The organism is Petroclostridium xylanilyticum (assembly GCF_002252565.1).
GTDB lineage: Bacteria > Bacillota > Clostridia > SK-Y3 > SK-Y3 > Petroclostridium > Petroclostridium xylanilyticum.
This window is the reverse complement of record NZ_NPML01000019.1, coordinates 77,885-101,885: the sequence shown is the minus strand read 5'-3', so window position 1 is coordinate 101,885 and position 24,001 is coordinate 77,885. Positions and strand designations below refer to the sequence as shown.

The following is a 24,001-nucleotide window of genomic DNA, read 5'->3' as shown; positions in this document are numbered from 1 at the left end:
GTGAATGGAGTGAGTATATGGCTATATTTCGGGAATTCGATAGCAGGGGACGGGACCGGTCGGCAGAGGATAGGAGAAGACATAGAGAGTTGGTGGAGGATTCCATTAAGAGAAATATAGGTAATATTATTGCAGAAGAGAGTATTATTGGACAAAGTAAAGATAAAAAAGTAAAAATCCCTATTAGGGGACTCAAGGAATATCAATTCATTTATGGAAAGAATAAACCGGGAGTGGGTTCAGGAGATGGCAGCGAAAAACGGGGAGATAAAATAAGCAGCGATGATATGCAAAAGGGACAAGGACAGGGGCAGGCAGGAAGCAATGAAGGTGAGGATATCTATGAAACTGAGATAACTATAGAAGAATTGATTAACTATTTATTTGAAGATTTGAATCTGCCTTTTATGGAACGGAAGAAATTTAATGAGATAGAATCTGAAAAAATCTTTAAAAAGTTAGGCTATCAACGTAAGGGGATTCGGCCACGTCTAGCTAAAAAAAGATCTGTTGTTGAAAAAATTAAAAGGGAAAAAGCATACAAGAGAGGAAAAAAAGAAAACCCTGAATTATATGAACAACAGGAAGAGAGAGAAAGATTTCCTTTTAAAGAAGATGATTTAAGGTATTATCGCTTACGGCAGGATGTAAAACGGGAATCGAATGCAGTAGTAATTTGCATTATGGATACCTCCGGGTCAATGGATATTACAAAGAAATATCTTGCAAGAAGCTTTTATTTCCTTTTATACCAGTTTATAAGGTTAAAGTATGTAAATGTAGAAATCGTGTTTGTAGCCCATTCGACAGTTGCCAAGGAAGTGACGGAAGATGAATTCTTCCATAGGGGCGAATCGGGAGGCACATACATCAGCAGTGGTTACCAGAAAGCCCTTGAAATTATTGAAAAAAGGTACGATCCTGCAATATGGAATATATACGCATTTCATTGCAGCGATGGTGATAACTGGGCAGAAGATAATCCAAAAGCTGTAGAACTTGCCAAAAAACTGTGCGAAACGTGCAACCTGTTTGGATACGGAGAGATTATGCTTGGTTACTATACGCCAATTAGTACCATTAGGGAAGAATTTGCCTCAAAGGTAAAATATCCGAATTTTTCAATTGTTACCATGTCAAAGAAGGAGGATGTTATTCCTGCTCTTAGAAAATTATTAGATAAAGAAAAGGCATTCAAGGAATAACAATTTGCTTATGATGGAGTATACTATTAAGCAGTTGGAAGATTGGAATAATAAAATTGAAGAAGTTGTAAAAGATGAGGGTTTAGATTGTTATCCGCAGGAGTTTGAAATTTGCAGTTATGAGGATATGCTTTGTTATGAGGCTTATGTGGGGATGCCATCCCATTACCCGCACTGGAGCTACGGCAAGGCCTATGAAAAGAAAAAGACACTCTATACGTATAATTTAGAAGGCTTACCTTATGAAATGGTGATTAATTCAAATCCGTGTATTGCATACCTTATGAGAGATAATACCTTACTCCTGCAGATTCTTACCATTGCCCACGTCTACGGACATAATGATTTTTTCAAAAATAACCGGTTATTTGTAGAAGGCACTTTGGCAGAGTCCACGGTTGAAATGTTCAAAAACCATGCCGGTAGAGTAAGAAATTACATCCAGGACCCCAGCATTGGCTACGAGAAGGTAGAACGTATACTGGATGCGGCACATGCATTACGATTTCAGACGACCAGAGTGATAGGGAATAAAAAGTTATCTGAAGAAGAAAAAAAGAAAAAACTTCTTGATAAATATTATGAGGAAATAAAAGTGAATGGTCTATTAGACAAAAGAAAGGATGTACCTTTTCCAAATCTGACCAAGATTCCTTTAGAACCTACCGAAGATATTATGGAATTTATAATACAGTATAGTAATCTAGAGGAATGGGAAAAAGATATCTTAAGGATTGTGGTAGAAGAAACAAAATATTTCATTCCTCAGATTGAGACAAAGATTATGAATGAGGGCTGGGCCAGCTACTGGCACTACAGGATTTTAAACAAGTTGGAATTACCACAGGACCTTCATATGGAGTTTTTGAGCCGGCACAATCAGGTCATCAGACCCTTTTTAGGTGCCCTTAATCCTTATTATCTGGGGTTTAAGATTTTTGAAGATATTGAAAAACGTTTCGGAAAAGATAAAATATTTGAGGTCCGCCACTTGGAGAGGGATGAATCATTTATCAGAAGGTATCTTACGCAAGAACTTTGCAGTGAGATGAATTTATTTGAATATGCCAAGAAAGGAAGCAATTATGTAATCGAGGAAGTATCCGATGAGGAGGGGTGGAAGAAAATAAGAGATACTATCGTAAAGAATATAGGCATGGCAACAATTCCATGTATTAAAGTAGTTGAAATGTCGCCCAAAGACCGTTCTTTACTATTGGTCCATGAATATGAGGGGAGAGAACTGGAGCTGACATATGCTTATGAAACACTAAAATATCTCTCTATACTCTGGGGCGGAAAGGTAATGTTGAGGACTGTTATTGACCGGGTGAGAAAGCTCATTGTATGTGATGAGAATAAGAGGATATCGATGAATGGAGCATGAAGTAAAAAATAGTCATATCTTTAGATTAGATATGACTATTTTGACATATGAGGACTTGTAAGGACCTTAGATGCCTTGACAGCATATTTAAGAAAGTTAACCTTCTTATTAATAAATACTTTTTTTCCTAATTTTGTATTGAAAAGCTTCACCAGCCTGTCATAGTCATTATTATTGAATTTTTCCATTTCGCGCCTCAGTGCCAGAGAGTCAAAGTAACTATTCCTTAGCTTTTTAATTTCCCTTTCATATTTACTTTTACCGCATATATCCATACCGGCATATATCCCGCTCAGTATGGTTCCTGTCTGTCCGAATCCCAGAAATGGCATAGTGGTACCAAAACAGTTACCCACAAAAAAGATATTGTCTATCTTACACTTCTTAGCGATACCTAGCTGGTAGTCCGTAATCTGGAACTGGTCGGTTATTCGAAATCTAAAGTTAAAGCTGTTTAACAAATTGTCCCACAGCCGGTCTATATAATACTTTTTATTATGCTCATAATTAGGGTAAGCAATTACTACATTTGCTTCCTTCTGGTTAAATGGGATTAAATACGCATATCCCTGTGGGGCAAAATTATTGTTTAACCATGCGATTACAGTGTTAGGATCAAAATCTCCTTCGATTGTAGCGCCTTTAAGGTTGACAGGAACGTGAGCAGTATAATTGTTAAATTTCTCGGAATAACTTCCATCTCCTGTAGCTAATACTACCTTATCATAGTTTTTAAGGAGGTCTTCCACCGTTCTATCACTATTAAAAATAATTCTCTTTTTTATGTTAGCAGCAATTTGCTTTTCTAAAGATTGCTCATGCCTTCCCCGTATGGTGATGTAACCGATAAAGTCTTGAATTGTTGCAGTTTCTTTTGGAGACTTAATGATTATTTTATTAATCACATTCGCTGCTTTAAGGTACAAGCCGTACTCTTTTGCCAATAATGAAAAAATATCTTGAACGGGGCGGTCAAGTATTTCCATGATGATTTCACCATTAACAAACCGGTCTCCAACGCAACTCCTATTTTCATATATGTCAAAGTTATATCCGTATTTCTCTAAAATATATGCGCAGCATAAGCCGGACAAACCCGCGCCCATAATGGCTGTACGCATTTATACACCACCCTTCATTAATATTCTGAAATATTCTGAGTACAATCATAGTTTATGTAGAATAATAATTATTAGTCGGGAACAAGAGCAAAATATTACTTTACGAATAAAGAAATACAACATATACTATAAGTAACATATTTTCAGTTCGGGGTTAGATTATCAGGTGTTATTCTCCGGACTCCGAGCTCCGAACTCCGAACTATTATTTTGGAGCGTGAACTTATGACAAAAAACATTCCAGTGAAAAAGAACGAATATTATGAAATGGATATACATAGCATGGGACATGAAGGTGAAGGAGTAGGGAGGATAGAAAATTTTACGGTATTTGTACCCCATGCATTGCCTGGAGACAGGATTAAAGTAAAAATTGTAAAAGTAAAGAGCAGCTATGCCTATGGCAAGTTAATAGATATTATCAGTCCGTCAGAAAACAGGGTTAATCCTATGTGCCCTATGCATGTAAAATGCGGAGGATGTCAGCTGCAGCACCTTGCATATCCGGAACAATTAAAATTAAAAAAGCAAAAGGTAATCGATAACCTTGAGCGTATAGGCAAGCTTGAGAACATTGTTGTGCATGATGCCATAGGAATGAGCCGACCGGAAAGATACAGGAACAAGGCTCAGTTTCCGGTGGGTACGGATGAAGCAACGAAACAGATCCAGGTGGGCTTCTATGCTCCAAAAAGCCACAGGATTATAGAGACGGATACCTGCTATATACAGCATAAAATAAATGATAAAATCATCACGCAGTTAAAGCTGTGGATGAAAAATAACAATGTTGCCTCTTATGATGAAAATACAGGAAAAGGGCTGGTACGGCATATTTTTACCCGTGTGGGGTTCAAGACGGGAGAAATCATGGTAGTACTGGTGACAAACGGGACTCATATACCGAACAAAGAACAGTTTATTGACATGATTAGAAGTACTAGTGCTGATGTGAAGAGTATTATTCAGAACATTAATACTAAAGCTACTAATGTAATCCTCGGACAGGAAAATAGGGTACTGTGGGGCTCGGATAGCATCATAGATTATATTGGGGACGTAAAGTTTAATATTTCCCCCATGTCTTTTTACCAGGTTAACCCCGTACAGACTGAAGTTCTATATAATAAGGCGCTGGAATATGCTGGCCTGAAAGGGACTGAGACGGTGTTTGACTTATACTGTGGTATTGGCACAATATCACTATTTCTTGCCAAAAAGGCAAAAAAAGTAGTAGGTGTGGAAATTGTCCCTGAGGCCATTGAAGACGCAAAGCAAAATGCCAAAATAAATAATATTGATAATGTAGAATTTTATGTAGGGGCAGCAGAAGAAATAATTCCCAGATTATATAAGCAGGGATACAAAGCGGATGTGGTAGTGGTAGATCCTCCCCGCAAAGGCTGTGATGAAGTTTTGCTGGATGCCATTGCTAAAATGCAGGTAGAAAAAATCGTATATGTATCCTGTAATCCCAGTACTTTAGCAAGAGATTTAAGATTTCTCGAAGATAGAGGATATAAGGCAATAGAAGTGCAGCCGGTGGACATGTTTCCTCATACGAGCCATACAGAATGTGTTTGTCTAATAGTGAGGAATGACAAGGGTTTTAGGGATTTATAAAATAAAAAAGGGGTGGTTTTTCCACCCTCTTTCCACCCTAATTTTATTGTGGGTGGCAAATTTTTTCGAATATATCAACCGTATTCTTTGACATTTTTTCTGTTGCGTGTGTGTAGGTGTCCATTGTAGTTGCAAGCCTGGAATGACCAAGCCTTTTCTGAACATCCTTCATGTTTGCACCATTTTCAATTAACAGGGTGGCATGAGTATGCCGCAAAGCATGGAAGTTGAATTGAATCATCAATTCATAATTTATTACCCTGCTGCAATATTTAATGGTTTCGGGTGTGACCAAAGTTCCATCTTCCTTGGTGCAAACAAAATGAATTTGTGAATCAGTGGTTTTATAATCTTTTGTACCATCAACCGAATAAATCCTGTCATTCTTGTCTTTATAGTAATAATTATAAAATTGACCGCATTTTAAGCGGTTTTCAGCTTGCCATTTTTTATGCTGTTTCAGGACATTAACCAAAGTATCACCAATTGGTATTTTGCGAACTGATGAAACAGTTTTTGTTGTTCCAAAATACCATTGCTTTCCTTTTTTAATCAGGATTTTATTAATATCAATATCTTTATTATCCAAGTCAATATCATCCCAAGTTAAAGCACAGCATTCACCAACCCTTGTTCCAGTATGGTATGCAATTTGTAATGGAATATAGAAAGAACTTCCCTGGGGGAATCTTTCAATAATCCTTTTAAATTCATCCTGGGTGATTACCTTCCTATCAGTTTCAGCCTTGATATTTTCATTCTTTGGAAGCTTTACATACTGCATTGGGTTTTCCCTGATAAATTTATAAGGGAAAACTGCTGCTTTAAATGAACCTGAAAGCACTGACATAATATTAACCAGGTAATGCCTTGTAAAACCCATATTGGACTTTTCATTCACAAATTGCTGAAGAACAGCAGGAGTAATAGACTTTAGTTTATATGAACCAAGGGCTGGTTTAATGTGGTTCTCAATAATTCTTTTATATCCATCAATAGTGTTATACTTGCAGTTCATTTCAACATAGTTTTTAAGCCAATAATCCATATAATCAGCAACAGATATTTCACTTGGTTCAAAGAATAAACCGGCATTTTCATATTCCTGAAGTGCTTTCCTTAAAGCTGCTTCAGCTTCCTTTTTCGTTTTTCCACCTTTTCTTTCAATCTTCTTTCTCTTCCCATTAACTTTACCTAAATCAAAATAGTAATACCAGTTGTTACCACGTTTCCTTACTCCACCTTGCATAAGTAAAAACCACCTTTGGGTGCATTTAATCTAGTTGATGAATAATATTCCAAGGAAAGAATTTCATTTGAAAAGAGACAAAAAAATAGTCTAAGATACCCATGTAAATTAAATTTTAAAAAGGGGTGTCTTAGACTATGATCAAAAATACCAATGAGATTTTAACACAAAATCTCATAAAAGTCGAAGGTATTTTAAGGAATTTTGTTGAGGAAGCAATAAAAAAAGAGCACGAAGGACAGCTAACCATCAATAGTATTGAGAAGATGGTAGGCGCAACAATTAAAGCAGTAACGCAATTGATACTATGTATGGCAGGGGCGTTACTTACCAATATTGTAGTAACTAAAGTTGATGAATATTGCAGCTGCGGAAAGAAACTGATCACAGTAAAGAAAAATTCACAAACCAATATATTATCAATGTTTGGGCACATCCCAGTTACACGAGATATTGTTCATTGCAGGAGATGTCATAAGGGCTATGGTGTTATTGATAAACTTATTGAAATTGATGATAAGCATCGGATTACAAAGGCAATGGTAGAAGTGATAACCTATGTAGCACAACTGCTTCCATCTTTTGAAAGAGCATCGGAAGTTTTGAAAAAGCTATTAAAAGTAGAGGTAAGTCCAACCCAAATACAGATTGTATCTGAAGAAATTGGTAAAAAAGTATTTGAAAAAGAGATGGAAAAAGCACAACAAGCTTATGAAAAACCGGAAATAGCAGCACCAGAACTACCACCGGCTAAGCGAAAAGACGGGAAGCTATATATATTTACCGATGGAATGCAGTTAAATACAAGGATAGAGCAAAACGGTACGACTTGGCGTGAAATGAAGTTAGGGTTGGTGTTTACTGATAAGGATGTAATTAAGCGCGGAGAAGATAATATCAAAATTGTAAAAAAGGAATATGTATCATATTTTGGAAGCGTCACAGAATTTAAAAAGGCAATATTTGCAGCAGCCGCCAGAGCAGGTTACGGTAAACTAAAAGAAGTAGTTGTCATAGGAGATGGAGCACAGTGGATATGGAACATGTGCGACGAATTATTTCCGGATGCAGTAAGGATACTTGACTACTATCACTTAAGTGAGAATGTTCATCAGTATGCAAAAATACTATATCCTGAAGATGAGATAAACCGTAAAAGGTGGGTAAAAGAAGTAATGGATAGAGTAAACAATGATGAAATTGAAGAAGCAATTAAAATTGTAAACAAGGTTAAGATTAAAAAGTTACCAGACAATGTAGTAAATCTTCCAACATATATGGAAAACAACCGAGAGCGAATACGCTATAAAACTTTTAAAGAAAAAGGCTATTATATAGGCAGCGGAGCGATAGAAAGTGGTAACAAAATGGTGATTGGACAAAGGATGAAACAGGCGGGAATGCGTTGGAGTATCAATGGTGGACAGTATATAGCTGCATTACGTGCAAAGTATGAAAGTCACAAATGGGATGACGTTGTAAAAGTAGTGAACGAATAGTATGAAATAATATCCATGTAAAAAAATGTATATAACAATCGGGTAACTATACCCATTTTTACTGGAAGATTTATCACATATGTGAAAAAGTATCTTCTACTGTAAACTAGACGGTAATTTTTCAGATAATGGGTCATATATAATTTATGCACCCGATGCAGCGGTTTTAGAGAAGTCCGGTTACGAGTGGGCAAAATAACACGTAAATATTAAAGAGAAAAAAATCGAGGGAAGCCCAAGTAAAGGCTTCCTTTTTTCATGTTGTTTTTATGAAGAGGGAGGTGAAAGACGATGGCGACCAGAGGAAGAAAACCAAAGCCAACAGCCCTTAAGGTACTCGAGGGAAATCCCGGTAAGCGTCCACTTAACATGAATGAGCCAAAACCGGAGAAAAAGGCTCCGAAGTGCCCTTCCTGGCTTGAGCCGGAGGCAAAGAAGGAGTGGCGCAGAATGTCCAAGCAGCTTGAGGAACTGGGGGTGCTGACACAGGTGGATGCCGCAGCCTTTGCAGGCTATTGCCAGGCCTATGCACGCTGGAAGGAGGCGGAGGAATTTCTCTCCAAGCACGGTACCATTTTTAAGACACCGTCGGGATATATCCAGCAGGTGCCGCAGGTATCCATCGCCCAGACCTACCTTAAGATAATGAGGGATTTCTGTTCCGAATTTGGACTTACGCCTTCCAGCCGCTCCAGAATTGCCGTTGATAATGCCATGAAAGACAGCGCCGACCCCATGGAAAAGCTGCTTATGAGGAGGCATAACGGGTAATGTATGACGATAGGAAAGCGCAGCATGCGGTGGACTTTATCCAAAATCTGAAGCACACCAAGGGCATCTGGTATGGGGTGCCCTTTGAACTCCTCCCCTGGCAGGACAAAATCATCCGGGATATTTTTGGAACGGTCAAGGAAAACGGGTACAGGCAGTATAACACCGCGTATGTGGAAATACCGAAAAAGCAAGGTAAAAGTGAGCTGGCTGCAGCGGTGGCTCTCTACCTCACCTGCGCTGATGGTGAATGGGGTGCGGAAGTTTACGGTTGTGCTTCTGACAGGCAGCAGGCCTCCATTGTTTTTGATGTTGCGGTGGATATGGTGGAGCAGTGTCCGGCCCTGAAAAAGAGAATCAAACCGGTGCTCTCTCAGAAACGGCTAGTATATACACCGCTCAACAGCTTTTATCAGGTACTCTCGGCTGAAGCCTATACCAAGCATGGACTAAACGTCCATGGTGTGGTATTCGATGAGCTGCATGCCCAACCAACAAGGGAACTGTACGATGTTATGACCAAAGGTTCCGGTGATGCCCGGATGCAGCCATTGTTTTTCCTCATAACTACCGCAGGGACTGACCGTAACAGCATCTGCTGGGAGATCCACCAAAAGGCGGAGGATATTTTAAAGGGGCGGAAAATTGACCCTACCTTTTATCCTGTCATCTACGGCATTGATGATAATGACGACTGGACAGATGAAAGAAACTGGTACAAGGCTAACCCTTCACTTGGCGTAACGGTGGATATTGAAAAGCTGCGGGATGCCTTTAACAGCGCTAAAGATAATCCAGCTGAGGAAAACCTATTCCGGCAGCTTAGGTTAAACCAATGGGTGAAGCAGTCGGTCAGGTGGATGCAGATGGACAAATGGGATGCCTGCACCTTTCCCGTTAATGCGGAGGAACTCCGAGGGCGAATTTGCTATGGAGGCTTAGACTTATCCTCTACGACAGACATAACTGCCTTCGTGCTGGTATTTCCACCGGAGGCGGAGGAGGACAAGTATCAGGTGCTACCCTTTTTCTGGATTCCGGAGGAGAACCTTCAGATTCGGGTGCGGCGTGACCATGTGCCCTATGATGTGTGGGAAAGACAAGGGTATCTTAAAACCACTGAGGGAAATGTTGTGCACTATGGCTTCATTGAAGCCTTTATTGAAGAACTGGGCACCAAATATAACATCAAAGAAATTGCCTTTGACCGCTGGGGGGCGGTCCAGATGGTGCAAAACCTTGAGGGCATGGGCTTTACGGTAGTGCCCTTCGGGCAAGGGTATAAGGATATGTCACCGCCCACCAAGGAACTTATGAAGCTGGTACTGGAAGGGAAAATCGCCCATGGCGGACACCCGGTGCTGCGCTGGATGATGGACAATATCTATGTTAAAACCGACCCGGCAGGCAATATCAAGCCGGACAAAGAAAAAAGCACCGAGCGTATTGACGGTGCTGTTGCGCTTATAATGGCTCTCGATAGAGCAGTTAGGCATCAGAAAAGAGGGTCTGTGTATGACAACAGAGGGATTCTTGTGCTATAGAATTTTTATTTGTTAATTTCCTCTATTTTTCGAACAACCCTCATGGTAGCATTTCCAACATATTTGTAAACAGTGGCTGATGTTACAAATTCAGCAGAGCAGGATTTTGGCATGTCTTTTTGCGTATCGGGCTGATAGCCAAAAGGTTCTAAGATAGTTTTTACCATCCGTCCCAGTGCCTGTTTTGTGAAATTATCAGTTAAATCAAAAGTAGGTGATGGGAGATTTTTATAATAATTTTCTACTTCTTGAATGCAGGCAGATAAAGCTGGTTTGTCTGCTTCGGTTGCGTCTATCATTGCGATAATGTTATCGTCCTTTGACAGGATGTTTTCAAAAATATGGATTGCTTCCGGATTGCCGTCATATTTTTTACAGTTTGGGTTTTGGGCAATAAAATCCCTAAATGATGCTTTCATAGGTTATCCCTCCTAAAAAAGATTTTTACATATGTATTATCACATATGTAAAAATAAATGTCAACACTATAGAAAAACTTTAATTTATTTTTTATTGAAGATTTGAGGGCTTCAGGTATAAATATTCTAAGTCCCTTCATCGTTGCTGTTGTATCTTACGAAGAATATTGCTATAATAATAACAGCAAAAAGGGAAAGGAGATTTATTATGCCTAACATTAAGCCGATTTCCGATTTAAGGAATTACAATGAAGTGTTGCGCAGCATAGAGGAGGGTTCACCGGTCTTTTTAACAAAAAATGGCCGTGGCCGCTATGTGGTTATGGATATGCAGGAATATGAAAAAATGCAGGCAAAATTAAAATTGCTTACTGAACTTGCTAAAGGTGAAAAGGCGGGGCAGGAAAATGGATGGCTAACCATTGATGAACTAGAAGCATCCCTGGGGGTAACGAATGGTTAATCTTAAAATCTCGCCCAAAGCGCAAAAGGATATGCTGGAGATAAAAGAATATATCTCCGAGGAATTAGGTAATCCTACAGCAGCAACGAATGTGCTGGCCAAAATCACCAAACGATTCAGAGATCTTATGGAATTCCCGTTGATTGGAGCGCCCTTGTCCTCTGTTATTAAAATTGAAACAAGCTATCATTACCTTGTGTGTGGGCAATATACAGCTTTTTACCGTTATGAAAATGATACTGTATATGTGGACAGAGTGCTATATGGCAGACGAGATTTTATGCGAATCCTCTTTGGGGATGTTGCAGAGGAAGAAGACAACTGATTATCAAATATAAGATTTTTGATTGGTAAGAGCATCGCTTAGACGGTGCTTTTTTTATGCCTATTTTTCAGGAGGAACGAGCATGAAACTATCGATATTATCAAGATTTTTTCAACCAAGAGCAGGTCCTAACGACAGGCGGGACAATCCTATAAGCGACAGGCTGAAGGCATTCCTGCTGGGAGAGGATATCGGTACAGGTATGGCTTCTACTGCAGGTGTCAGGGTAAATGAGGAAACCGCAATGCGCGTAACTGGCGTTTATGCCTGTGTCCGAGTGATTGCCGAGACGGTGGCCAGCCTGCCCCTGCCCTTGTACAGGAGGCTTGACCGGGGCAAGGAAAAGGTTACTACCCATCCTTTATATTCAATACTTCACGATATGCCCAATCCGGAGATGACCAGCTTTACCTTCCGGGAGGTGCTAATGACCCAGCTTTTATTGTGGGGAAACGCTTATGCGCAGATAGTACGGGGAAAGGGCGGACAGGTGCTGGAACTATGGCCGCTTTCGCCCGCAGGCATGGAGATCATCCGGGATGAGAAAACCAAGCAGCTGGTTTACAGGCATACAGAAGGTATGAAAACCACTGAGTACAAGCCTGAACAAATATTCCATATTCCGGGTTTAGGCTTTGACGGGGTGAAAGGTTTATCTCCAATTGCCATGGCGAGAGAAGCCATCGGGCTTGCGCTGGCGACCGAAGAATTCGGCGCGAGGTTTTTCGGCAACGGGGCGCGCCCGGGAGGAATCCTTGAGCATCCAGGGGTGGTAAAGGACCCGGAGAAGCTGAGAAAATCCTGGGAGGAGGTATATAAAGGGCTTCAGAACTCCCACAAGATAGCAGTTCTTGAGGAGGGCATGAAGTACCATGAAATCGGCATACCGCCGGAGGATGCACAGTTTCTTGAAACCCGCAAATTCCAGCTTAACGAAATTTGCCGTATCTTTAGGGTACCACCCCACCTTGTAGGAGACTTGGAGAGGGCTACTTTCTCAAATATCGAGCATCAGAGCATCGACTTTGTGGTGCATACCATCAGGCCATGGCTGGTGCGCTGGGAGCAGGCTATTATAAAAGATTTGCTGCTGCCCGAGGAAAGGAAGCTGTATTTCCCTAAATTCAACGTTGACGGACTTTTAAGAGGCGACTTCAAAACAAGGATGGAAGGCTATGCCATTGGCCGCCAGAACGGCTGGTACAGCGCCAACGACATCCGCGAACTGGAGGATATGAACCCGATCCCTGAGGAAGCAGGCGGCGACCTTTACCTTGTGAACGGCAACATGCTGCCAGTCTCTCTGGTGGGCAGTAAAACAGAGGGAGGTGAAAACTTAAATGGACAAACAGAAAAGAAGACAGGCTGAGCCAGCGCAGCTGGAGAGAAGAACGGTATCCATGACGGAGCTCAGGGTACTTAGCGAGGGTGATGAAGAAGCGACAAAGCCCATCATTGAGGGCCATGCCGCTGTTTTCAACCAGTGGTCGGAGGAGCTTGGCGGCATGTTTTCCTTCCGGGAAAAGGTAATGCCGGGCGCCTTCAAGGAGACCATTCAGGTGGATGACATACGGGCGCTGTTTAACCATGATCCAAACTATGTGCTGGGCAGGAACCGTTCAGGCACTCTTGAACTTAAGGAAACGCAAAAGGGGCTTTTGGTAAGGATAACACCTCCGGAAACGCAATGGGCAAAAGATTTGTTAGTCAGCATAGACCGAGGAGACATTTCGCAAATGTCCTTCGGTTTTTTAGTTATTGAGGACCGTTGGGGCACCGAGGACGGCGGTGATATCAGGGAGCTTCATAAGGTAAAGCTTTTTGACGTTTCTCCGGTAACCTTTCCGGCATACCCCCAGACTGATGTCGGCGTAAGAGGCGCCCTTTTAAGCTATGAGAGGCATTTAAAGGAAGTGTCCGAGGCGGAGGAGTCTCGCGCAAGGCAGCGGTTGGAACTGATAAAACGGAAAATACAACTATTTTGACAGGAGGTAAAAGTGCTATGAACAAAATCAAGGAAATGGAAGCACGTAAAAAGGATGCAAGGCTTAGGGCCCTTGCCATTCTTGAGAAGGCTCAGGCTGAAGGCCGATTTCTGACTGAGGAAGAGGAAAAGTTGGTCAAGCAGCTTGAGGAGGAAATGAAAAGATGGGACGACACAATTGCCCGCACCAGGGCGCTGATGGAGGAAGAGGAGCAGCCGGAGGAAAGGGACATGGAGCCTGCAAGGCCCAATCCCAAGGCGACGGTAGCTTTAGGAGAGCAACGCTTTGCCAGCTTCGGCGAGCAGATGTTGGCTGTGTACCGGGCGGCGGCGCCGGATGGCCGTATTGACCCGAGGCTTACCACAAGAGCCGCCAGCGGTCTTTCCGAGAGCGTACCCTCTGACGGCGGTTTTCTGGTCCAGCAGGACTTTGTCACAGACCTTTTAAAGCGCACCTATGAGACAGGGGTTCTCGCTTCAAGGGTCAGTAAGATTCCCTTGTCCACCAACGCCAACGGGCTGAAAATCAACGGCGTAGACGAGACAAGCCGCGCCAACGGCGCACGCTGGGGTGGCATTCAGACCTACTGGGAGAACGAGGCTGACCAGCTTATCGCCTCCAAGCCCAAATTCAGAGTGATGGATTTGTCCCTGAAGAAATTGACCGGCCTTTGCTACGCAACCGACGAGCTCCTGCAGGATGCGGCAGCCTTGGAGAGTGTACTCCGTCAGGGCTTTGCCGAGGAATTCGGCTTTAAGATAGATGATGCCATCCTGACAGGTACCGGTACCGGGCAGCCCCTTGGCATTCTGAATAGCGATGCCTTGGTGAAGGTGTCTAAGGAAAACGGCCAGACCGAGCTGATCAGGGTGGAAAACCTCTTCAACATGTGGTCAAGACTCTGGGGTAGAAGTAGGACAAATGCTGTGTGGTATATCAATCAGGAGATTGAGCCGCTCTTATTTACCATGAAAATCGGTGATGTGCCGGTATATATCCCGGCAGGTGGACTTTCGGAAGCACCTTATGCGACACTTTTCGGAAGACCGGTAGTACCTCTTGAACAGTGCTCGGCAGCAGGGGAGGTGGGAGACATCATCCTGGCGGATATGTCTCAGTACCTTTTAATCGACAAGGGCGGTATCAATGCGGCTTCCTCCATCCATGTAAGGTTCCTGTATGACGAGAACGTTTACAGGTTCATTTACAGGGTAGACGGGCAGCCCATCTGGAATAAGCCCTTGCAGCCATATAAGGGCAGCGCGTCAGTATCACCCTTTGTGGCGCTTGCCAGCAGAAAATAATAGTAGTGAGTAGAGAAATCCGCTTGTCACATTGATAAGCGGATTTCTCATAAGCAAAGGAGGAGATTTCAATGTATAAACCCTATCATGTAGTCAATGCACTGCCACCGGCGGCAGATGTTTTTGCCGGTACGGTTTTTACCGACGTTATAAACCTCAAAAATTGGGAGCATGTGAGTTTCTTGATACAATGCGGCGCAGGCGCGGTTGGAACCTCTACCATTACTGTGGAGGCCTGCGACGATACGACACCTACCAACACAGAAGCAATTCCCTTCACATATCATGAATGTATTTTTGGAGATACCTTCAGCGAAGTGAGACAGGCAGAAGCATCTGGTTTTACCACTGCTGCAGCGGCGAATAAGGTGTACAAAATCGAGGTGGATGCCCAGGCTCTTGCAAAATCAGGTTACAGCTATGTGCGCCTGAAATCGGTGGAGGTTACCGATGATCCGGTAGTCGGTGGCGTTATTGCCATCCTCACCGGAGGAAGGTATGTGCAGGAGGTCAGCGACTCGGTTTTAGTTTAATACAGGCGGTGAAGGCAAATGAATTTAATATTGATAGAAGGGCCTGAGCTTGAGCCTGTATCCTTAGAGGAAGCTAAGTTGCACTTGAGGGTGGATGGGACAGAGGAGGATGCACTCATTTCCGCCCTCATTTCCACCGCCCGGGAATTTTGTGAGAGCTTTACCGGCAGAAGCTTTGCACTGCAGACCTTTGAATATGTTTCCGGGCCCTTTTTTTCAAACTGCGGTATTATCAAGCTGCCAATGCCGCCACTCATTGAACTGGTTTCCTTCAAGTACCTCAATGCAAATGGAGAAGAGATAATGCTGATAGAAGACAGCGGGTTCTATGCAGTCAAAAGCCTTGAGCCCGCTGTTTTATGCCCTATACCTGCCACAGGCTGGCCGCTGGACTGTGCACTACGGCCGGACGCAGTTAAAATACGCTTTAAGGCAGGCTATAGCGAGGTGCCCAAAAGCATAAAACAGGCCATGCTGCTTTTAATCGGCCATTTTTATGAGCACAGGGAAGCGGTCAACATAGGCGGTGGTACGGTCGGAGGCGGCGAAATAAAGGAGCTTCCGCTTGCGGTATCCTCACTGCTTCGACCCTTTTGGGTACCAAGGTGGTGATCTGGATGAGGATTGGTGAATTACGGCACAGGATTACACTGCAAAAATTAAACCCTTCAAGGGACAGTTTTGGTGCGGAGGACCCGGAATGGGTGGATGTTGCCACTGTATGGGCAGCCATTTACCCTATCTCCGGCCGGGAATATTTTGCCGCACAACAGGTTAATGCAGAAATTTCGACAAAAATCATCATACGTTATCGTACCGGAGTAGAATCGAAAATGCGAGTGACATATGGAGAACGTACCTTTGAAATTCTAGCGGTGATACACTTTCAGGAAAAGAAAAAGGAACTGCAGCTGATGTGTAGGGAGGTGGTGTGATGGCGAGGGCCTATTCGGCAAAGGCAAAGAAAATATCCGCCAGTGTTGAAGGTGCCGAGGAGGTTATACAGATGTTAAAGGACATGGGCAAGGCTGCGGAGGAAGTTCTAGAGCAGGCGGCGGATGCAGGCGGAAGGTTAGCCCTTCTTGAAACGAAAAGGCGGTGCCCGGTTAGGACAGGCCGCCTTAAAGAGAGCCTGCACTTACAAAACGGGAAAAAGACTGAAATAAAAGCGGATGTAAAAATACAGCCAGGGAAAAAGGAGTATTATGGAACCTTCGTGGAACTTGGAACAAAGCGGATGCCTGCACGCCCCTTTATGCGCCCTGCTGTAGATGAGAACAAAGAGAGGATTTCTGAAGCGGTGACAAAGGAAGTATCCAGGGCATTAGGGAGGATTCGGTAAATGAAGCTTGAGGAAGGTTTGTATGTGCATCTAAAAAATTATCCTGATCTTAAAAGCCTTGTCGAGGATAGGATATATCCCCTTGTTATGCCCCAGAATTGCAAACTTCCAGCAATCACTTACCAGAAAGTATCAGGCAGCCGGCAGCACTGCCTGCAGAGAGATACCGGCTTTACCACGCCTGTGTTTCAGATTTCCTGCTGGGCGCAAAATTACGCCCAGTTAAAGGCTGTGAGTGAGCAGGTACGGTTTGCCTTGCAAAATTTTTCTGGGCTTATGGGTGGTAACGGAGGTGTAGAGGTTAACGCGATACTTCTCCAAGGCGAGATGGAAGGCTTTGACCCAGATACAAAAATATATTACGCGCATTTTGACTTCGAATTCCAATATATTGAGCCGATTTAATCTTCTCAAAATTGAGGAGATTAGGTTTTAAGAAAGGAGAGAAAAGACAATGGCCATATCAGGAAAGAGCGGGAAGTTGGTTATAGGGACAAATACAGTGACAGAGATAAAGAACTGGTCTTTAGATCTTGGCTTGGATACCATTGATACCACTGCTCTTGGTGATGAGTGGAAGACCTTTATTTCAGGTCTTAAGGAATGGTCGGCCAGCGCAGAGGGAAGCTGGAACATTGCAGTAGACACGATGGGTCAGAAGGCAATCCAAGATGCGTATTTAAGTGGTAGTCTAGTAAGTCTCAAACTTTATGTAGATGCCACGCACTACTATTCAGGTGATGCATATATTTCCTCATTGGGGATTGAAGATCCGGTGGATGATACCGTGAATGTATCCTTTGAATTCCAAGGTACCGGTGTACTGGCATATACTTAAGGCGGTGATAAATGATGGCACTTTCAGGTAGCGTGGGAGCGGTCTTTATTCAAACAGAAGATGCTCCCATTTCTTTTGAGGATGAACCTACTGTTGCAAATGAGAGTTATACAAGCTACACCATTGCTAATGAAATACTGAGATACTGGGCTAAAAATTCAGAGGTGCTCGTAAAAGTCAACGGCAGTCCAATAACACAAGGCTTTTCCGTTGAATACTGTGGCGGTGTTGTAGTGTTTCAGACACCCCGCAGCCAGGAGGATGTGGTGACCGTCAGCGGCATGAGCCTTCTTGTCGGGCAGCATGGAGGCTTTTTCAACTGGTCAGCTGACCTGGAAATGGACACATCCGATGTGACTACCTTTCAGAGTGGTGGCTGGAAGGAAAATTTACCGACTATTAAGGGTTTTTCAGCCAGCGCGGAAAAATACTGGGGAGATGCGGAATTTTTCTCAAGACTCGGGCAGGAGATTATTGTCGCTTTGTATGTTGATTCGAGCACTTCACAGCGAAGGTATGAGGGGTATGGCATCATATCTTCTGACGGCATTGAAACAGCAGTAGAGGAAGTAATCAATGAATCTATTGAAATTCAGGGCACAGGCCCGCTGTATTACAGGGAGGGATAAGCAATGAGCAAACCATATATAATTCTTGAACTGGACAGGCCAAGAAGGCTGCGCTACGGAATGAACGCTCTTGTTACCATTGAGGAATTGACTGGCAAGCCTATCAGCAAGCTTGACCTCAATGCGGTAAGCATAAAGGATTTACGCGCTATCATCTACGCAGGGCTGGTGCATGAGGATAAGGAACTTACCCCGGAAAAGGTAGGGGAGCTCATCGATGAGCATGGGGATATGGAAAATGTGGCGAAGAAACTGGGCGAGGCGATGACAGCAGCCTTTGGCAAGGGAAAGGGATCAGGGCCGGAGGCGGTAAACAGGGAGTAGACTATGAGGAACTTCTTGTTACCGCAACCGGCCTTTTAGGTTTAAAGCCAAAGGAAGTCTGGGAGCTTACGCCCCACGAAATCATGTTAATGACAGAAGGATATTTAAGGAAACGACAGCAGCAGGTGCAGGATATGCTGTATATTTCCTGGCATGTGGAGGCCTTTGCCCGGCAGAAGAAGCTGCCAAAGCTTGAAGTTATATTAAAAACAAGGGCAAAACAGATAAAAAAACGTGAAACGGATATGGATGAACTCATACAGACAGCTAAAAGGAAAGGACTCAAAGGGCCTTGGGATAGGTAACCGAGGCTTTTTTTATGTGCTTTTGGGGAAGGAGGTGGCTTAAGCTTGGCGGTTATCCGGAATATTGTAGTTAAGATCGCAGCAGATATTTCAGCTCTGCAAAAGGGCCTTCAGGATGCCCAGGGACAGCTTCAAAAGGTGTCCAGGGAATTTACCAATATTGGTAAGACCTTGACTGCCGGTGTCACAGTTCCGCTTGTAGGGGCAGGGGCGGTTGCCCTAAAAACAGCAGCCGACTTTGAACAATCCATGGCCAATGCAGCTAGCGTTTCCGGTGCGACGGCAGAGGAATTCGAAAGAATGAAGGAAGTCGCCCGGGAAATGGGCAAATCTACGGTGTTTTCTGCCAGTGAAGCTGCCGATGCCATGTACTACATGGCCTCTGCCGGGTATAAGGCCGAACAGATGGCCCAGTCCATAAAACCAATCCTTGACCTTGCCGCTGCGACCCAGAGTGACCTTGCCTTCAGCACCGATACGGTTATCGCTACCCTAAACCAGTTCGGGCTTGGCGCGCAGGACGCAAGTAGGGTGACAAACGTATTTGCGGCGGCCATTGGCAATTCCCAGGCGACCTTGGACAAACTGAGCTATTCCATGCGTTATGTGGGCCCGGTAGCCAACAGCCTGGGCTATTCTATTGAACAAACCACAGCAGCCCTGGGGCTTTTATATAACGCGGGCTTTCAGGGAGAACAGGCAGGTACTATCCTGCGAGGCGCTTTGTCAAGGCTTATGAAGCCCACAAAAGAGATAACCGACACCCTTAAAGAGATGGGCCTTACCTATGAGCAAGTAAATCCGGCGACAAGGTCTATTGCAGACATTGTTAAGGTGCTGGGCGATCACTCTATCACCACTGCTCAAGCCATCAGCATCTTCGGTCAGGAAGCTGGCCCAGGTATGATGGCTTTAATATCCCAGGGGAGTAACGCTCTCCTTGACATGGAAAGCAAGCTCACTGGGACAAATGCCGCTGCTACCATGGCCAAAAAGCAGCTTGATACCTTTCAGGGCAGCATGAAGCTATTGAAGTCGGCTTTAGAGGAGGTCGCTATCCAATTCGGCAATATCCTCATCCCCATACTTAGGGATTTTGTCACAAAGTATATCCAACCTGCTGTAGAATGGTTTTCAAGCCTGGACGATGGAGTGAAGAAGACTATTGTAACCATAGCCGCTTTAGCTGCGGCTATTGGCCCGGTATTTCTCATTATCGGCGGTGTAGCCAGCGGCATTAGTGCCCTGGTTGGCGCCTTTGCCAAGCTTACCGGCGGCATCAGTGCCATAGTTAGTGGACTAAAAGCATTATCGGGAGCTTTTACCTTCTTAACTAATCCTATAGGGATAATCATTGCAGTAATTGCTGCCTTAGTTGCTAGTGTCATTTACCTCTGGAAAACTAACGAAGGTTTCAGGAATGCTGTAACTGACCTATGGAATGCCATCGCAAACATCATGAATTCGGTCATGAACACCATTACCAGTGCCTTTAATACGGTATGGAGGAATGTTACGTCCGTCTGGAATAACCTGCTTTACACCATCACCAGTGTGGGGACAAATATCGGAAATAGCGTGGCGGTCATAATGAACAACATTCGAAACAGTGTGATGAATGTGGTCAGAGAAGCCTTCAACTGGGGTGCAAATCTTGTAGGTAACCTGATAAACGGGATCAAATCCATGATCAGTAAAGCCGGTGAAGCAGCCAAAAGCGTGGCCTCCAAGATCTCATCTTACCTGGGCTTTCATTCCCCTACAGAAGAAGGGCCCGGAGCTGAGGCAGACAGGTGGATGCCAAACCTCATTGAGATGATGTTAAGTAGTCTTAAGTCGAAACTACCCAAGCTGGATTCTGTTCTTGGTGCTGCCTTTAGCCCTGTTTATGAAGCTCCGGCACTTTCGCCCGCAGTAAATAGTGGTGGTGGAGCGAGTGGGCCTATCAATATCACTATTACCGGTAATTACATCCGGGATGAAGTGGATATTGAGAGAATTGCTTCCCAATTGGTAAGGAAACTAAACCTTTTGGGGGTGTATGTATAATGTCCTTGATTTTGACCATTGCCGGAGAGGATAAAACGGCTATTTTAAAATCAAAGACCCTTCACATCAAAAGGTGTGCGGAAGGGCGGAACGAATGCAGCTTTTCTCTGATAACACCATATGCAACATACAGCCCGCCTATTGGCGCAGAAGTAATTGTAACCCTGGATAATAGACTTTGCTTTGGCGGGGTTATCAAGGAGAGACGGCTTAAGCGGTTAAACAGCCGGGGAGTCATATACTCGAGTATTAAGGTTTCCTGCCAGGGCTATAACCATATCCCTAGACGCCGGACCATCCAATATAATCCTGATAACATTTCTGCAGGGCAGGCTGTACGCTACATGATAGAAAATGTGCTTTCAGAGGAAGGGATTACCGAGGGGGTTATCGAAGATGGCATCACCCTGTATAACTACGATGCCAATTGTAAACCCATCCGGGATATCTTAGACGATCTTGCAGAAGCCTGCGGCTTTAAATGGTATATAGACGACCATAAGGCCCTTCACTTTCTCCGTGAGGAGGAGGTAATCGAGGCTCCATATTCTTTGATAGAAGGCGGGGCATTCACTGATTTTGGAGAGGTGGAAGTTACCGACACCCTTGAAGGCTACCGCAACAAACAGTTTGTTAAAAGCGGCGACATGGTGGTGGTTGTTGAGAACAAGAATGAAATTCAGGCAAGGGCGACAGTGGAAGGCGGTACTGGTGTATACGGCGAGGTAATGGAGAACACTACTGTCCAAAGCAATGCTGATGCACTAGCCCTTGCCGACGAACTTCTAAGCCGCTATGGACAGCATATCCCTGCTACCCTCTCCTTTTCCACCTTCACCTGGGGCTTTGATGGGGGGCAGCGGTTACATGTGGATCTTCCGTCCTTCGGGGCTTCAGGTAGTTATCTTATTGAACAGTTGGACATTACCGACATGGGGAATGGGACTTTCAAGTTTAGTATAGACTCCGTTAAGAAGAATTTTGAAAAATCGAGTAAGCGCAAGGAAAACTGGGTGGATTATTTTCACAATATTATCAAGGAAGTGAAAACAGCCAAGAGAAGTTCTTCAGGAAATGAAGGAGCCCTTGTTTACAGCAGTTCAGCCTTGACAATAACCTCGACACCCCAGGTTACTTTAAACTTATCCCCCAGTGTTTCAGAAATGACCCACCTTTATCTGGCTTTTACCATAACCGGGACAGCCAATGTGGCCTCGCAATTAACAGTAGACCTTCAATACAACGGAAACGTACTTAGAACCTATAAACACACCCTTGCAGTGGGCTACAACACCTTTTCGGTGTCTACCATTATTGCCTCAGTCAAGGCCGGAGGACATTCGGTAAAGCTTTTGGCCAGTGTTAGCAGCGGGACATTAAGCGTAGGTGAGGGCGGCCATGAAGGGTATATCCGAGCTGTTGGTATGGCAGGCATAGGAACAGCCCCGCCAGAGGCCAATGTGGTTGAGCCCTTATCCTACTTTGATGTAGGCAGCGGCAGGGTGTTGACTATTGATTTGGTTACTATAACAGAGGATGTTGGCTCTCAGGTTGTAGAAACTGTTGAAAGCACAGAACCGCCTGCCGGGGATATAACCCCTGTTTGCAATATTTCTCTTACACAGGTAGCGGTACAGTGCAATTTTACACCGGAAGAAGCAGTGCTGTTTGAGCAGGATAGTGTAACCACTATATTTGATGGGATGATGAAGCCTGTCAATGAGAAGGTGACCGAAATGAACCAACAGGACCTTGAGGGTGGGAAACTGTACACTGCGATCATGGCAGATACCAATGATTTCCCAGTTATTGAAAGCGTGGTGGTCAGGTTGTGAGTGGATATATATTAAAAGAGACCTTTCCTTCCTTTCAGAACAATTACACAGTCAATAAGGATATGCAAGGAACTCCGGCCTATTTCTCCGATGGTGGAAACGATGCCTTTGACAGCTGGGGATATTTTCAAATAACAAATGCAGAAGTCACAGTCGTAACGAACCTGCCATTTACACAGCGCAATGGACCAGATGGGACGATATATACGGAGGAGTTTCAGCATGACGGAGAAACCTGGGAGTTAAAGCAGGGCTGGGTGGTTCCCGGTATCTTTGCTATGCAAGTTTTGCAAATCACCGGAGAAGATAAGCCCTTCAAGTTCAAATTAAGCGGAAATTATGGGAGTGATAGTTCCTCTCAGTATGGTAGGGTTACAACCCAATATGGGGAGGTTTACCTGACTACCTTCTGGAATAACGATGGAGGCAAGGATGCGGCGGGGGGAGACCCTCAGGTTACATGGACCGTAGTGCCCTATGACCCGGGGTTGACGGCTACCGATGTGCCACCGGCCACTTCCAGCAGGAGTGGAGATAACGAAACGGGCACGACGGTAGCCATGACTCATGGTTGCCTTGTGTTTATTCAATGGGGATATACAACTGTTCAGGCGGTACAGGATTTTATTATCCAGAGCTTTGAAAGAGACAATATTATAAAGTATCTCGTCGTTGATGGAACGGAGGTTAAAAGGTGGGATGAGGGATTATCCCATTATATTAGTGTTGGCCAGGCACCCCCAACGAAGGCCATGTTTCTAGAGCATGGCATGAAGACAATTCCTGCTTCCCGGACGGGACTCATTATGACAAATCCGGTCCTTCATTGCTGGACAGACGATTTAAGCGGCAGGGCAAGGTTTTTGATAGAAAAGGTTGTACCAAAGCCCAAACTTCTCAAGATGGTCACAGACTATATCTTACCTACCGGGGCAAAGAGTGTAGAGGTTGTAGCCAATACCGCGGGAAGTGCGATCCTTAAGCTTATTTTAAGTATCGACGGCGGGGTAACCTGGAAAGCCTGGAATAGTTCCCAATGGCTAGCGGTCAATACAGAAAGCCTCACAGAAGTGGAAAGTATGGGGATGACCAAGGAAACTATAAACGGAATTACCGAGACTGCATGGGATGCTATTATCAGCCCGGGAGGAACCATTCGGTTTGGAATATTCAGAAGCCAAACTGCTACGGCAGATACCTGTGAAGTGGATTCCATCCGAGTGAATTTTAAATAGGTTTGTGGAGGTGATA

General features: G+C 44.0%; 26 protein-coding genes. 23 read left to right on the top strand and 3 right to left on the bottom strand.

The genetic code is table 11. The annotated features are described in order from the left end of the window. Nucleotides 1-17: 17 nt before the first annotated feature. Together yhbH and CIB29_RS12770 are read left to right on the top strand one after the other, a co-directional pair. Nucleotides 18-1,205: a sporulation protein YhbH gene (gene yhbH / locus CIB29_RS12775; protein WP_094550274.1), complete on the top strand. Its 1,188-nt coding sequence runs from the start codon at nt 18-20 to the stop codon at nt 1,203-1,205. Nucleotides 1,206-1,218: 13 nt separating this feature from the next. Next, on the top strand, nt 1,219-2,592 hold the full coding sequence (locus tag CIB29_RS12770; RefSeq protein WP_198543910.1) for a SpoVR family protein: 1,374 nt from the start codon (nt 1,219-1,221) through the stop codon (nt 2,590-2,592). Nucleotides 2,593-2,627: 35 nt separating this feature from the next. Here the strand turns inward: CIB29_RS12770 and CIB29_RS12765 are convergent, their stop codons facing one another. Next, nucleotides 2,628-3,713: an NAD(P)/FAD-dependent oxidoreductase gene (locus tag CIB29_RS12765; protein WP_094550270.1), complete on the bottom strand. Its 1,086-nt coding sequence runs from the start codon at nt 3,711-3,713 to the stop codon at nt 2,628-2,630. 225 nt (nt 3,714-3,938) lie between these two features. Between CIB29_RS12765 and rlmD the strand changes: the two genes are divergently transcribed. Next, complete coding sequence (gene rlmD / locus CIB29_RS12760; RefSeq protein ID WP_094550268.1) at nt 3,939-5,336, top strand: 23S rRNA (uracil(1939)-C(5))-methyltransferase RlmD; 1,398 nt, start codon at nt 3,939-3,941, stop codon at nt 5,334-5,336. A 43-nt stretch (nt 5,337-5,379) separates the two neighbouring features. On the opposite strand, the gene CIB29_RS12755 is transcribed toward rlmD, so the two are convergent. Then, the gene (locus CIB29_RS12755; protein WP_094550266.1) at nt 5,380-6,585 is read right to left on the bottom strand and encodes a tyrosine-type recombinase/integrase; all 1,206 of its coding nucleotides are present in this window, start codon (nt 6,583-6,585) and stop codon (nt 5,380-5,382) included. A 137-nt stretch (nt 6,586-6,722) separates the two neighbouring features. Here CIB29_RS12755 and CIB29_RS12750 point away from each other — a divergent pair, with 137 nt between their 5' ends. The 3 genes from CIB29_RS12750 (at nt 6,723) to CIB29_RS12740 (ending at nt 10,399) form a co-directional block, all read left to right on the top strand. Further along, a complete protein-coding gene (locus CIB29_RS12750; RefSeq protein WP_094548756.1) occupies nt 6,723-8,084 on the top strand; it encodes an ISKra4 family transposase in 1,362 nt (453 codons plus the stop codon). A gap of 291 nt (nt 8,085-8,375) precedes the next feature. Then, complete coding sequence (locus CIB29_RS12745) at nt 8,376-8,855, top strand: phage terminase small subunit P27 family (RefSeq protein ID WP_094550264.1); 480 nt, start codon at nt 8,376-8,378, stop codon at nt 8,853-8,855. After that, nucleotides 8,855-10,399, top strand: coding sequence for a terminase large subunit (locus tag CIB29_RS12740; protein WP_094550262.1), 1,545 nt, complete (start codon nt 8,855-8,857; stop codon nt 10,397-10,399). The genes CIB29_RS12745 and CIB29_RS12740 overlap by 1 nt, the downstream gene beginning before the upstream one ends. 5 nt (nt 10,400-10,404) lie before the next feature. On the opposite strand, the gene CIB29_RS12735 is transcribed toward CIB29_RS12740, so the two are convergent. Beyond that, nucleotides 10,405-10,818, bottom strand: a complete 414-nt coding sequence (locus tag CIB29_RS12735; protein ID WP_094550260.1) for a hypothetical protein — start codon at nt 10,816-10,818, stop codon at nt 10,405-10,407. A gap of 208 nt (nt 10,819-11,026) precedes the next feature. On the opposite strand from CIB29_RS12735, the gene CIB29_RS12730 reads away from it, so the two are divergent. The 17 genes from CIB29_RS12730 (at nt 11,027) to CIB29_RS12650 (ending at nt 23,985) form a co-directional block, all read left to right on the top strand. Beyond that, complete coding sequence (locus CIB29_RS12730) at nt 11,027-11,281, top strand: type II toxin-antitoxin system prevent-host-death family antitoxin (RefSeq protein WP_094550259.1); 255 nt, start codon at nt 11,027-11,029, stop codon at nt 11,279-11,281. Next, nucleotides 11,274-11,606, top strand: coding sequence for a type II toxin-antitoxin system RelE/ParE family toxin (locus CIB29_RS12725; RefSeq protein ID WP_094550257.1), 333 nt, complete (start codon nt 11,274-11,276; stop codon nt 11,604-11,606). Before CIB29_RS12730 ends, CIB29_RS12725 begins: the two co-directional genes overlap by 8 nt. A gap of 82 nt (nt 11,607-11,688) precedes the next feature. Then, complete coding sequence (locus tag CIB29_RS12720; RefSeq protein WP_094550255.1) at nt 11,689-12,975, top strand: phage portal protein; 1,287 nt, start codon at nt 11,689-11,691, stop codon at nt 12,973-12,975. Further along, nucleotides 12,947-13,591, top strand: a complete 645-nt coding sequence (locus CIB29_RS12715; protein WP_094550253.1) for an HK97 family phage prohead protease — start codon at nt 12,947-12,949, stop codon at nt 13,589-13,591. The genes CIB29_RS12720 and CIB29_RS12715 overlap by 29 nt, the downstream gene beginning before the upstream one ends. Nucleotides 13,592-13,608: 17 nt before the next feature. Next, nucleotides 13,609-14,895 (top strand): phage major capsid protein, encoded by a 1,287-nt coding sequence (locus CIB29_RS12710; protein ID WP_094550251.1) that lies wholly within the window; start codon nt 13,609-13,611, stop codon nt 14,893-14,895. A gap of 173 nt (nt 14,896-15,068) precedes the next feature. Continuing rightward, nucleotides 15,069-15,428 (top strand): hypothetical protein, encoded by a 360-nt coding sequence (locus tag CIB29_RS12705; RefSeq protein ID WP_157910299.1) that lies wholly within the window; start codon nt 15,069-15,071, stop codon nt 15,426-15,428. An 18-nt stretch (nt 15,429-15,446) separates the two neighbouring features. Further along, nucleotides 15,447-16,040, top strand: coding sequence for a head-tail connector protein (locus CIB29_RS12700; protein WP_094550247.1), 594 nt, complete (start codon nt 15,447-15,449; stop codon nt 16,038-16,040). Nucleotides 16,041-16,045: 5 nt separating this feature from the next. Next, a complete protein-coding gene (locus tag CIB29_RS12695) occupies nt 16,046-16,363 on the top strand; it encodes a phage head closure protein (RefSeq protein ID WP_094550245.1) in 318 nt (105 codons plus the stop codon). Further along, complete coding sequence (locus CIB29_RS12690) at nt 16,363-16,770, top strand: HK97-gp10 family putative phage morphogenesis protein (protein WP_094550243.1); 408 nt, start codon at nt 16,363-16,365, stop codon at nt 16,768-16,770. The genes CIB29_RS12695 and CIB29_RS12690 overlap by 1 nt, the downstream gene beginning before the upstream one ends. Beyond that, on the top strand, nt 16,771-17,175 hold the full coding sequence (gene gp17, locus CIB29_RS12685) for a tail completion protein gp17 (protein WP_094550241.1): 405 nt from the start codon (nt 16,771-16,773) through the stop codon (nt 17,173-17,175). It begins immediately after the preceding gene. 49 nt (nt 17,176-17,224) lie between these two features. Continuing rightward, nucleotides 17,225-17,608 carry a phage tail tube protein gene (locus tag CIB29_RS12680; protein ID WP_094550239.1) on the top strand — a complete coding sequence of 128 codons (384 nt, stop codon included), beginning with the start codon at nt 17,225-17,227 and terminating at the stop codon, nt 17,606-17,608. Nucleotides 17,609-17,619: 11 nt separating this feature from the next. Continuing rightward, entirely contained in the window at nt 17,620-18,237 is a 618-nt protein-coding gene (locus CIB29_RS12675; RefSeq protein ID WP_094550237.1) for a phage tail protein, read from the top strand. 3 nt (nt 18,238-18,240) lie between these two features. After that, nucleotides 18,241-18,561, top strand: a complete 321-nt coding sequence (locus tag CIB29_RS12670) for a hypothetical protein (protein WP_094550235.1) — start codon at nt 18,241-18,243, stop codon at nt 18,559-18,561. Next, nucleotides 18,531-18,866 carry a phage tail assembly chaperone gene (locus CIB29_RS12665; protein WP_094550233.1) on the top strand — a complete coding sequence of 112 codons (336 nt, stop codon included), beginning with the start codon at nt 18,531-18,533 and terminating at the stop codon, nt 18,864-18,866. The genes CIB29_RS12670 and CIB29_RS12665 overlap by 31 nt, the downstream gene beginning before the upstream one ends. Nucleotides 18,867-19,115: 249 nt before the next feature. Continuing rightward, complete coding sequence (locus CIB29_RS12660) at nt 19,116-20,915, top strand: phage tail tape measure protein (RefSeq protein ID WP_242965250.1); 1,800 nt, start codon at nt 19,116-19,118, stop codon at nt 20,913-20,915. Then, complete coding sequence (locus CIB29_RS12655) at nt 20,915-22,750, top strand: hypothetical protein (protein WP_094550229.1); 1,836 nt, start codon at nt 20,915-20,917, stop codon at nt 22,748-22,750. The genes CIB29_RS12660 and CIB29_RS12655 overlap by 1 nt, the downstream gene beginning before the upstream one ends. After that, nucleotides 22,747-23,985 (top strand): hypothetical protein, encoded by a 1,239-nt coding sequence (locus tag CIB29_RS12650; protein ID WP_094550227.1) that lies wholly within the window; start codon nt 22,747-22,749, stop codon nt 23,983-23,985. The genes CIB29_RS12655 and CIB29_RS12650 overlap by 4 nt, the downstream gene beginning before the upstream one ends. Nucleotides 23,986-24,001 lie beyond the last annotated feature (16 nt).